This window comes from Weissella confusa (genome assembly GCF_004766315.1).
Lineage (GTDB): Bacteria > Bacillota > Bacilli > Lactobacillales > Lactobacillaceae > Weissella > Weissella confusa_A.
Genome location: NZ_PVSN01000049.1, coordinates 17367 through 29224 on the forward strand (window position 1 = coordinate 17367; position 11858 = coordinate 29224).

Annotated in this window: 13 protein-coding genes; all 13 read right to left on the reverse strand. The window is 45.3% G+C overall.

What is annotated here, in order from left to right:
* Positions 1 to 99: 99 nt before the first annotated feature.
* Entirely contained in the window at positions 100 to 930 is an 831-nt protein-coding gene (locus tag C6P11_RS07135) for a Cof-type HAD-IIB family hydrolase (protein ID WP_135519876.1), read from the reverse strand.
* Positions 931 to 1008: 78 nt separating this feature from the next.
* Complete coding sequence (locus C6P11_RS07140; RefSeq protein WP_135519878.1) at positions 1009 to 3372, reverse strand: Xaa-Pro dipeptidyl-peptidase; 2364 nt, start codon at positions 3370 to 3372, stop codon at positions 1009 to 1011.
* A gap of 97 nt (positions 3373 to 3469) precedes the next feature.
* A complete protein-coding gene (locus C6P11_RS07145) occupies positions 3470 to 4288 on the reverse strand; it encodes a DUF4097 family beta strand repeat-containing protein (protein WP_135519880.1) in 819 nt (272 codons plus the stop codon).
* A gap of 4 nt (positions 4289 to 4292) precedes the next feature.
* Complete coding sequence (locus C6P11_RS07150; protein ID WP_245299825.1) at positions 4293 to 4730, reverse strand: hypothetical protein; 438 nt, start codon at positions 4728 to 4730, stop codon at positions 4293 to 4295.
* A complete protein-coding gene (locus C6P11_RS11265) occupies positions 4690 to 4926 on the reverse strand; it encodes a DUF1700 domain-containing protein (protein ID WP_245299827.1) in 237 nt (78 codons plus the stop codon). Before C6P11_RS11265 ends, C6P11_RS07150 begins: the two co-directional genes overlap by 41 nt.
* The gene (locus C6P11_RS07155) at positions 4926 to 5234 is read right to left on the reverse strand and encodes a PadR family transcriptional regulator (RefSeq protein ID WP_135519882.1); all 309 of its coding nucleotides are present in this window, start codon (positions 5232 to 5234) and stop codon (positions 4926 to 4928) included. Before C6P11_RS07155 ends, C6P11_RS11265 begins: the two co-directional genes overlap by 1 nt.
* Before the next feature lie 136 nt (positions 5235 to 5370).
* Positions 5371 to 6759, reverse strand: coding sequence for an Nramp family divalent metal transporter (locus C6P11_RS07160; protein WP_135386608.1), 1389 nt, complete (start codon positions 6757 to 6759; stop codon positions 5371 to 5373).
* 304 nt (positions 6760 to 7063) lie between these two features.
* Complete coding sequence (locus C6P11_RS07165) at positions 7064 to 7549, reverse strand: GNAT family N-acetyltransferase (protein WP_135519885.1); 486 nt, start codon at positions 7547 to 7549, stop codon at positions 7064 to 7066.
* 50 nt (positions 7550 to 7599) lie between these two features.
* The gene (locus tag C6P11_RS07170; RefSeq protein WP_004560371.1) at positions 7600 to 8085 is read right to left on the reverse strand and encodes a universal stress protein; all 486 of its coding nucleotides are present in this window, start codon (positions 8083 to 8085) and stop codon (positions 7600 to 7602) included.
* A 91-nt stretch (positions 8086 to 8176) separates the two neighbouring features.
* Positions 8177 to 8689 carry a DUF1456 family protein gene (locus tag C6P11_RS07175; protein ID WP_135519887.1) on the reverse strand — a complete coding sequence of 171 codons (513 nt, stop codon included), beginning with the start codon at positions 8687 to 8689 and terminating at the stop codon, positions 8177 to 8179.
* Positions 8690 to 8747: 58 nt separating this feature from the next.
* Positions 8748 to 9668, reverse strand: coding sequence for a ribokinase (rbsK, locus tag C6P11_RS07180; RefSeq protein ID WP_004560376.1), 921 nt, complete (start codon positions 9666 to 9668; stop codon positions 8748 to 8750).
* A gap of 83 nt (positions 9669 to 9751) precedes the next feature.
* Positions 9752 to 10744, reverse strand: a complete 993-nt coding sequence (locus C6P11_RS07185; RefSeq protein WP_004560377.1) for an aldo/keto reductase — start codon at positions 10742 to 10744, stop codon at positions 9752 to 9754.
* Between the two features lie 46 nt (positions 10745 to 10790).
* Positions 10791 to 11762, reverse strand: a complete 972-nt coding sequence (locus C6P11_RS07190) for a ribose-phosphate diphosphokinase (protein ID WP_135519889.1) — start codon at positions 11760 to 11762, stop codon at positions 10791 to 10793.
* Between the last annotated feature and the right edge of the window lie 96 nt (positions 11763 to 11858).

The window sequence follows — 11858 nt, forward strand, 5'->3', positions numbered from 1 at the left end:
TAGGAACCTGTCGGCCTAGCGAAGTGGCAGCTTCGCTAGGCTTTTTCTATACCCAAAGTATAACACAGTCCCTATTCACTTGGAACTTTCAATCAATAATTAAAGTGACAACTTCAACAACTTCTCAAGATAGCGAGCCAAGCCGTCTTCTTCGTTGGTGTATTCGGTCATATCGTCGGCGATTGCCTTTAGTTCAGGGTTACCGTTCTTCATCACGACACCGTGGGTTGCGTAGCCAATCATCTCAAAGTCGTTCATCTCATCCCCAAAGGCATAGATATCATCCTTCTTAATGTCGTAAGCCTTACGCAAGATGTCCAAACTAGTATCCTTTGACACACCAGCTGGTGCCACTTCAATAACTGGTGATTCACCACCCCAAGTCTTCACGTTCACGCGATCAGCACCGTAGCGCTCCGTTACAAAGTGTTGAATTTGTGATTGATGCAAGGCATTTTCGGCGTGAATCAAGATGGCATTCACGTCCGTTTGCAAGTTCAAACGATCCAACATCTTACGGTTAGCTTCGTCTTGTGGGAAGAAAATTGCATCTTCTGTATTACGTTGTGGGCCATTACCATTTGCCCACACGTCATTTTTGCTTTCCGCAACGACAGTATCAATACCCATCATTTGTGCATTTTCAAGCAGGTCAAACGCAATTTCACGATCAATATTAAATGAGTACTCGTGTTCCCAGTGTTGACGTGGCTTGTGACCCAATGATCCGTTGAAGTTAATCATCGGTGACTTCAAGCCCAACGTGTCGTAAATATCCATCGACAAACGCACAGGACGTCCCGTGACAATTGACACAATGTGCCCGTCAGCTTGTGCAGCTTGCAACGTACGACGGGTACGGTCTGAAACCTCACCTGCATCATTCAATGTTGTCTTATCTAAATCAATTCCGATTAGTTTGCGTTCCATGCGTTAGACCCCTCTTTTGACTCAATTGGTACTATGTTAGCACATTTCGGACAAAAGAGAACCGAAATTCCTGATGACCTAGTCGTTCACAATTGGGACCAACAATTGACTGTTAGTCGTATCAATCGTGTAGCGAATATCTTGGTTACCACGCACCGTCATTTCAAAATCCGTACCGTATAAAATAACGCCCAATTGGCGGCCGGCCTTCAAACGATAAAGCGTTGGATGCAACGTCAAGTTAAGCGTCACATACTCATCAGCTGCCAAATCATCAACTTGCCAAGGCGCGGTACGGTTTTGAAAGTTCATGTGACCGATGCTAATCATCTTTTCCGTCGTTGGCTTTTGCAATTTGAACTCTACCAAAGATGTTGGCTGCCACTCCGTTCCACGGTCAATTTGTTGACCAAGTGGCGTTGGCGTTGCACCCAAACGTTGTGCCTCACCATAATCAACCAACATCGCGCTCACCAAGCCAAAGTTTTCAGATGACTTGATACGCAACTTTACCGTCACTTCACCATCAATCACCATGTCATTTTCGAATGGCGCTTCCGTGAATACCAAACGGTTAACTTCAAAACGGTCATTCTCTTGCTTCAACATTTCAGCACGCCAATTGTTGAAGTCACGCTTGTAGGCCTCAAAATCAGCATCGATTTGCCAATCTTCGTAGCTCATCTCATCATCCCCAGCCAATGGGAAGGCCACCGTTTCTGTTTGCCCCCAATTTTGCCGTGTTTCCCAAGTCTCAGCTTGGTCATTCGCCTGCCAAGTCACATCCGGCAATTGCGTTTCGGCTTGATTAGCAACACCATAAAGCTTGTGTGACAACCACAAATTCATTTGATCTGAGAAATCAAGCGAACGATTGTTGTTGATGTAGATGTGTTGCCCTTGGTGCAAGTACAACTTCTTAGCAACCCCGCTTGCTTGCAACGCTTGCCACAAACGGAACACCTGGCGTGGCTTAACGTTCCAATCATTCAAGCCATGCACCATCACCACTTCAGCTTTGATATCTGAAACATGTGGCAAATAATTACGGGCATCCCAGTAAGCATTGTAGTTGCCCGACTCACGATCCATCATCTGGTCAGTTTGGGCTTGGAAGGCTGTCCATTGGTCCTTCGTGCGGTGCCAGTCGGCTGCATCGTGCATGCGTGAATAAACTAATTCCGCCAACACATCCATGTCCTCACCCGGGAATCCACCTGGTGCAATGACCAGACCGTTATCACGATAGTATTGGTACCAGTCTGAGATGGCAGCTTCAGAAATCACGGTTTCCAAACCAGCTACGCCAGTTGTCGCTACTGCTGTCGCCAAGGTTCCCAAATACGACTTTCCGGTCATCGCAACCTTGCCATTTGACCAATTTGACTTGATAGCATAACCCGAAGTGCGGTCTGTGAAAGCAACACGATTACCTGCCAACCATTCGACGACTGCCTTCATCGAAAGGACTTGTTCTGGCGAACCGGTGTCTTGCATGCCATCTGAATGACGCGTACCCACACCTGAAGAGTATGCAACCGCGAAACCACGTGCCAAGAAGTAATTGTTGATGTCGACATGACTCGTTGCCTTGAAACTTTCTGTTGTTTCATCAACTTCAGCGATAACCTCATGTTGTGTCGAATCCGGTATCGTCACCCCTGAGAATGCAATATCTTCATAGCGCACATTGTTAGGTGTCTTGTGACTTAGCGGCACATCAACCGTGTGCAATTTAGCATCATTCGCCTCGTTGTTCAATCCTTGATAGTAAGGTGACGCCGTAAACAAGACTGGTACATCAACCGACGTATCAGGTCGCAAAATTTCAACGCGAACCAAATCTCGAACACCATCTTCATCCGTATCCACATCCGTTTCGACATACACAACTTCTTTAATTAGCGCACTGGTATCAAAAGTCGCCATTGCTTTCCCGTTGAAAAACAGTGGCAAATTCGTCTTAGCAAAGTAACCACGGCTGGCCAAATCATCGATAAATTGCAATCCGCCGGCTGTGTGCGTTGTCAGCAAAGCATACCAAGCCGTAAGAACATCATCTACGTCCCACTTGCCACGCTTTTCGTATAGTGGTAGGCCAATTTCATGAACTGCTTCTACTGGTTGATCAATTTGGTAATCAACAGCTTCCGTAAAACCAAGTAATTGCAGTGCAACGGCGTCAAAAATCTCAGTTGTTAGTGGCGCCCCACTCTGCAAAAATGTCGCAACATCCCGATTGTTATCAACCGCTAACTCACGTAATTTTGATGTTGCGTCCCGGTACTCTGGAAAGGCTTGAAGCAACAATGCTTGCCAAACGGCTGCTGCACCAGCACCCATTGCATCAGCCACGGTCTCATCGTAAAAACCGATTTCTGTCAGTTCATGCACCTGCTGTTCGAACGGGGTCTCCACCACCGCATATTGATTTATCTTCATTAATTTGGACCCCCAATTTGTTGGTTTCATTATACCAAAAATGAGATTTTTATGAGACAGCAAAAAAAGCCGGATATTAAACCCGACTTCGTTGCGATTAATTTTCAATTGAGATGACACCGTTGGTCGTTTGAATCTTCAAAACCTTCGTTGCATCACCAGTTTGGTAGCTCTTATCATCGTCACCGTTTTGTACATCTTCAACATGCACATAACCATTGTGTGTTGATGCATCCAAACCTGGGAAATGGCTATCCTCAAGCTTGATCATGCCGTTCGTTGAGGTGATGTCACTCGCATCCGTCAACGTCAAATTTTCAGCCTTGAATGCACTGTTTTGACTCTTTGAATGCACGGCATGCAAGTTCGTATCTTCAAGTGCAATCGCACCATTCGTTGTCGTGATGTTTAGTTGCTCTCCTTGTAAGTTTTCAAAACGGACACCACCGTTAGAGTTGCTTACCGTCGTGTTCTTAACGTTTTGTCCTTGAACAATCATGCCACCATTCGTTGTCGTAATCTTCAAGCTATCCAAGTTAGCTGAGAACGGCACCGTAACCGTGACCTTTGGATCATAATTACCAAACGAGAAAATCATGTGGTGATTGTCATCTGGCGCATCAATACGCAACGTCTTATCTTGTAAATCAGTTAGTACCTTGTTTGACGTGCCAGTCGCCTTCACACTCCATTCCGTACCACGGACGATTTCAACCAAGTTGTTACCAGCATCGACCTCAAGGTTTTGTACTTGGCCATCCTTAAATGTTTTGTGTGTCGTTGAAACGTTAACAATCTTAGGCCCCTTGTCCCAAGCAATGTTTGTTTCCGCACCGGCACTCAAACCACCCAAAATCATCAAGCCACCAAGCACCATACCGGCAGCGCCAATAATCAAAGTTTTCTTCAAATCCATGCGCTTACACCTCCTGTGCTGGTTCGACACGATTCTTGCGAACCAACTTGCGACCAATCCACTTTGCAAAGACAATGACTTGCTCAAACAACCACTTCGTTGCGCGCCATACTAGTGGCGCAAAGAAAATCGTGGCTGCCGTTGCGACAATTCCAACTCCCATAAAGAAGATTCCCGTTGCAACTGATTGGAATAGCAAGATAATACCTGAAATAAATGAAAAGACGCCTACTGCCAATGCAGCAATAATCGTTGCATAAATTGCGAAGATAACACTAATGAACGCAACGAATACACCAAACAAGGCTGCGATTAACCCCAATGCAACTGGAATCAAAACTGGTGACGCAAACAATCCTAGAATGATCAACCAAATCAACGTTGCACGATTCTTGGTACGCTTACCGCTTACCAGCTGGCATATCAGTTGCTTCTGGCGCATCGTCCACTTGAATAAAGTACTCCAACTTCAACTTGCGGGCGAATTCCTTTGGCGTGCCATATTTTTCAATGATTTGTTCGGACGTTAACCCAGCGTCCATCATTTGTTCCTCATAAAACTGTAGCAGTTCTTCGCGTTCGTTTTCTGGCACCCCAGCCATATAACTTCTCACGTCTGCCAAATACTCATTAACCATTATTGTTCCTCCAATAGTGAGTCAACTGCGCCATGGAAAGCGCCCCAGCTATCTTTAATTTCTGTCAAATGTGCTTGCCCCTCAGCAGTCATTTTGTAATAACGTCGGATGCGACCTTCAAAAGGCTGATCGTATGTTTCGACATAGCCATCTTTCTTTAGGCGGCGTAGCACTGGATACATCGTCGACTCACTGACGTTCAGCAAGTCTTGCATGGTTTTCGTGATGATATAGCCATAGGTATCTTCCTTGGCTAGCATCGCGAGAACCGAACCGTCCAATACGGTCGTCGGTACTTGAATATTCATACCTGTCTCCTTCGTGTGATATAACACTATTTACGATATAGTATATATTATACGAGATATAATGATATGTCAAACATAAGCACTTGAAACAAAAAAGACTTCGCAGCAAACACTGCGAAGTCTTGATAAATATCTATTAGAACATGTTACGAACCGTTTCGACGATCAATTGGATGTTCAATCCAGTCAAAACGATAAATACCAGCCAAGCAATCGTTGTCATCCACTTAGGGTTAACGAAGTCTTCACCCATCACCTTCTTTGATGATGTGAACAAAATCAATGGTGCCATCGCAAATGGCAAAGCAATTGATAGAAAGACTTGCGAGTTAATCAATAGGACGTCCAACTTTGACTCATCACCACCGTAAATCAATGTAAAGGCGATAACTGGTGCCAATGCCAATCCACGTGTAATCACACGACGTGCCCACATTGGAATCTTCAAACGCAAGAATCCAGCCATGACAACTTCACCAGTCAACGTTCCTGTAATCGTTGAGTTTTGACCTGACGCCAACAACGCAACGGCGAACAACGTTGACAAGATTGGTGACGCAATTGCACCAGCAACCTTGCTATCTGACAAAGCTGAGTACATTTGACCAAACGTTCCAACTGAATCAGCGTGACCGAAGAACAATGATGCTCCCAAGATCAACAACATTGAGTTAACAACGAAGGCCAACGTCAATTGGATGTTTGAATCCCATGTCATGAAGCGAACAGCTTCCTTCAATTCAGCCTTGTTCTCACGGTTAATCTTACGTGTTTGTGAAACTGATGAGTGCAAGTACAAATTGTGCGGCATAACCGTCGCACCGACAATACCCAACGTCATCAACAATGGTGAATCAACACCCTTTGGTGCGTGCGTGCTTACAGCTTGCAATTGTGGTACGTATCCACCCAACATCGCAACGATGTCTGGGTTTGATGAGATAACCAAGTAACCGAAGATAACCAAAATCGTCAAAATCAATGTAATAACAATTGCTTCAATCTTACGGAAACCGAAACGCATCAACAACAATAGCAAGAATACGTCAAACGCTGTCGTCAAAACAGACGCAATCATTGACCAACCGAACAGCAAGTGCAACGCAATTGCTCCTCCAATAACTTCGGCAATATCAGTGGCAATCAACGCCAACTCAGTGATAATCCAAAGAACGAAACCACCTGACTTACTCGTACGAGCACGTGTGGCTTGGGCCAAGTCTTCGCGCTTAACCATTCCCAACTTACCAGCCATGTATTGCAACATCATTGCGATCAATGATGACACCAATACGACTGACAAAAGCGTGTAGTGATAGTTCGCACCACCCGCAACAGACGTTACCCAGTTACCTGGATCCATATAACCCACGGCAACCAAGGCCCCAGGACCTGAAAAGGCCCACAACTTACGCCAGAATGAACCGTTCTTTGGTACCTCCACAGAACCGTTCACATCGCCCAAACTTGCGTCAGCAGTTGCATCGCCGACGAAGCCTGGCTTCTTTGTCATTTCTTCAGACATGACAAACCCTCCTACTATGTTTTAAAAACTCATAGCGAGGTTTTCCCCAGTGTACTATTAACTTTTATCTTAGTTCATAGTGCTAAATAAAATTCATAAAGGATTTCGTCCAATCTTTTCAGATTGAAGGCTTATGACTTTCACTTAACCGGGGCTCCTCACCCGCAAGAGTTAGTATACAGGGTGAATGTTTTTTAAGCAATAGTATTTTTTCACATAAGTCAAAAATTATTCATACGTATGATATTTTTTAGGTTTTCACTTTCAAAAAATAAGAAAAGCACATGTCGCCATGTGCTTTTCATTAGTCGACGAACCAATCCATTAAATAGTCATCAACAAAATGACCATCTAAATAAAATTCATCTTTTAATTCACCAACTTGTTTAAAGCCGGCTCGTTTATACAAGTGCATTGCTTTGGGGTTCGTTCCCAAAACCCGTAATGTGATTTTGTGCATTTTCTCTTGGCGTGCCAATTCTTGTAGCCACGCTAACAATTGGCCACCAACACCTTGCCCTTGCGCAGCCGGTGCAACACCAAGGCCGATGTCCCACTTATACCGATGACTTGGAAAACGAGACGAAAATTCAACGTATCCCAATACAGCATTATTCTCGTCAACTGCAACGCCATGACGGCGTCCTTCTGCCGTCATGGCCGCTTTAAACGAGCTCGCATCCGACCATTTTTGCATGGCAACTGGCGCATTCGTATCATTCCAAACGACCTCGTCAATTGCCAAAATGCCAGCGTAATCTGCTAGTGTATCCGCTTCTCTAATTACCATAAATCCCCCAAATTAAAACCCCATACCAATGGCACAGGGCTTCGTATTTATTACTTCTTAGGCTCTTCCAAATCGCAACGAGCAATCATTGATGATACCTTGGCGTGACGCGCAACGTAAACGGCTTGAGAACCCAATGATTCCCACCAACCCTTCTTTGAGTGCGCACCAACAATGATCATGTCAGCGTTAACGCGTGGCGCGATTTCTTCAACCAACACTTCACCGGCACGTTGACCGCTGTCAAAGACAACTTCAACATCTTTAACACCGTGTGCTTCTGCATATTCCTTGTAACGCGCCAAGTTGGCTTCCAATTGGTCTTCAACCGCTTGAACAGTTGGCAAGCTCAACACATCAACTGCTGACAACTCCCCCAATTCCAAAATTGATGCGATGATCAACTTTGCGTCGTCCTCAACAGCTTGGTGAATCGCGTTCGCCAAAGCCACGTGACCTTGTTGTGATTCATCCACACCTACCAAAATACGTTGAAAATGCATTGGTTCAATTTCCAAATTCAATTCAGCTACCATGTTAATATCCCCCATATCTATATGATGAGGCAAGTATACCAAACCAGCGGTATTTTTTCAGTGCGTAACCTGCGAAATTTATTAGAATTTTCTAATCGACAATTTCAGTCGTCTCGCCATCGTGGAACGTGATGGCCAACCCACCAAGCAACTTACGCATAAATTGATCACCAGCAACCAAATACTTTGGGTGACCCTTACGACGCAACATGGCCCCAACTTCACCCTTTGACACCTTGAAGCCAGCTGCTTCCCAGAACTCAATCAAGTCTTCATTGCTGTAAGTCATCGCAATTTTCAACTTCTTAATTACGACATTGTTGATGTCATTATCACGTTGCATGCTGTAGTCAGGTTCAACTGGTTGCCCATCCTCATCCTTCTTTACACCGCGTTGTGAAATGATCAAACCATTCATGAACTTCTCCAAATCGCGACGTGACAACTTTTCATCACGAGGTGTATCTGGTTCTTGCTTAGTCATGATGTCTTGGTATTGCTCCTTGGTAATCGTCAAACCACCAAGTTCAAAAATCTTAATCATGTCAGCATTCTTAATATTGTAGATAAAACGAATGCGACGCACGATATCATTGTTATTCATTCTTGTTCTCCTGTTAAAAAACGCCGGACAAGCGTCCGACGTTTGCGTTCATTCTTTATTATGCACGTGAAGCGTTAACTTGGTCCAACGTTGGGATTGATGGTTGTGCACCAGCCCCTTGCACCGTAATTGCGGCAGCTGCGTTGGCAAAGCGTACGGCTTCTTCAACGTTACGCATGTCGGCGTCCAACTTAGTCGTCAATGCACCGATAAACGTGTCACCAGCGGCCGTCGTATCAACTGCCTTCACCTTCAAAGCTGGCACGAAACCATTTTCGCCATCAGCCATGTAGAAGTAAGAACCACGCTCACCAACTGTGATGATGACGTTCTTAGCACCCATTTCTTGCAAACGCTTAGCAGCACTTTCCATCGACAAATCATCCGTCACTGGAATGCCAGTAATGATTTCAGCTTCCGTTTCGTTTGGTACCACCAAATCAGTCACGGCAAACAGCTCGGCTGGAATGTCCTTCGTTGCTGGTGCTGGATTAAGAACCGTCATCACGTCAGCTTCCTTGGCACTCTTGAAAGCATTCAAAGTGGCAACCATTGGCGTTTCAAATTGTGCAATCAACACATCTGATGCCTTGATGGTATCCTCAGCAGCTTCAACGTTTGATTCGTTAACTTGGCGGTTAGCCCCACCCAAAATCAAAATTGTGTTGTGTGAGTCAGCTTCCAACATGATGTAAGCCGCACCAGTTGCGACACCTTCAAGTTCAGCCACGTGGGTTGTATCAACACCATCTGCCTTAAGTGCATCCAAAAGCAATTGCCCATTTGCATCTTGGCCAACGGCACCGATAAAGTTAACATCCCCACCCATGCGCTTTGCAGCAACGGCTTGGTTAGCACCCTTACCACCAGGGGCAGTTGAGGCATCGTCCATCGCCATCGTCTCACCTTGTTGTGGCAAATGTGGAATGTGCAGAATTGTGTCAGCGTTCAAAGAACCCAAAACTGTAATCTTCTTCATGTTGTTCGCTCCCTTACTACTTATCAACTTAGTATAACAGAAAAAGTGCCCTACTACCCGCTTGGATAATAGGACACTTTCAATTAGTTGTTCTTCAAAATTTGATCAATGGTTGCCAACTCTTCAGCTGACAAATCCATATTATCGCGGACCTTCACGTTGTCCAACAAGTGGTCAACTGATGAAGCACCGATAACGATTGATGGGACACGGCGGTCACGAAGCAACCAAGCCATAGCCAATTGCGCCAACGTTTGACCGCGGTCTGCAGCCACCTTGTTCAACGCGTTCAACTTAGCAACCGTACCTTCTGGATCTTCCTTAATGAAAGCATTCGTACGGTGCAAAGGCATGTCCGCTGGGAAACCATCTAGGTAGCGATCCGTCAACAACCCTTCAGCCAAAGGACCGTAGGCAATCAAACCAGCGTGGTGCTTGTCCAATTCTGCCAACATATCCGTCGTTTCGGCTTCACGGTTAAACATGTTGTATGACATTTGGTTACCAATGAATGGTGTGTGCAATTCATCAAAAATTGCCCCAATTTCAGCAACTTGTTCCGTCGTGTAGTTTGAAACACCAACGTACAAAGCCTTACCTTGGCGAACCATCAAGTCCAATGCTTCAGCCGTTTCACGCAAGTTTGTGTTTGGATCCCAACGGTGTGCATAGAAAATGTCAACGTAGTCCAAGTGCATACGTTGCAATGACATATCCAATGCGGCCGTCAACGTCTTCTTACCAGAAAACTCCCCTAGTGGACCTGGCCACATGTGGTAACCGGCCTTTGTCGTAATAACCAATTCATTACGGTATGGCTTCAAGTCCTTCTCAAACACAGCACCGAATGTCTCTTCAGCAGAGCCATCTGATGGACCGTAGTTTGATGCGTTGTCAAATGAGAAAATACCATTATCAAACGCCTTCAACATCACTTCACGTGAGTTAGCAAGTGGCTTTTGATCGCCCAAGTTACGCCATAGTCCGAAAGACAATGCTGGCAAAATCAAACCAGAATCGGCCACGCGACGGTATGGCATCATATCATAACGATTATCTGCAGCTGCATAAACCATGTGATTACCCCTCAAGTTAATTAAAATTCATATACCTTAGTTAACATTATAACTTAGCTTCCGGATTATTGCGTGACTTCAACAAAACATCCAAAGCGCGGTTATCGTGAATACGTTGAATAGCCTCGGCCAACAAAGGTGCCACTGACAACGTTGTGAACTTAGCACTTTGCTTTTCAGCTGGTAGCGTCAACGTGTCCGTAAAGACAAGGCGCGAAATGTTATCATCCCCAGCCAAACGTTGCGCAGCATCACCAGACAAAACGGCGTGTGTTGCCACAACAAAGACATCCGTTGCCCCATTTGCACGCAAAGCACGCGCTGTCATTTGGACACGGCGACCAGTGTCGACAATATCGTCAACGATAATCGCACGGCGACCAGCCACTTCACCAACAATAGCATCAGGTGACTCTGGTGTTGTCATTGCGACGTGATCATTTACCACGCCCCATGGTGAGTGCAACAAGTCGGCAAACTTGCGGGCACGACCAGCACCCGTGTGATCAGGTGAGACAACGACCAAATCATCTGTCATATTGCGGCTGTAGAAGTAGTCTGACAACAATGGTGCGGCTTGCAGGTGATCAACTGGGATATCAAAGAATCCTTGCAATTGATCAGCGTGCAAATCGATTGCAACCACGCGGTCAACACCATTCATTTCAAGCATTGAGGCAACCATCTTAGCCGTGATTGGCTCACGTGACTTTGCCTTGCGGTCTTGGCGGGCGTAACCCAAATATGGAATCACCACATTGATTTGCCCAGCAGAAGCACGACGCAACGCATCAATCACAATCATAATTTCCATGAAAGCGTCGTTCACTTCTTCAGCGATTGGTGCCACGATGTAAACATCATCGCCACGAACGCTTTCCAAAACTCGCTCATAAATTTCACCATCAGCAAAACGTTGAATATCAATTTGACTCAACGGTTGGTGCAACTCTTCGGCCACTGCACGCGCCAACTTATTGTTAGCTGACATACCGAATAACTTAATTTCACACTCCACGAACGAATTCCTCCATTTTTTTGCGGTAGCTTAAAAAGCTACTTTACGGTTACTTCTATTCTACCAAATATCAGTGATAAATTCGCCTGGTAACTG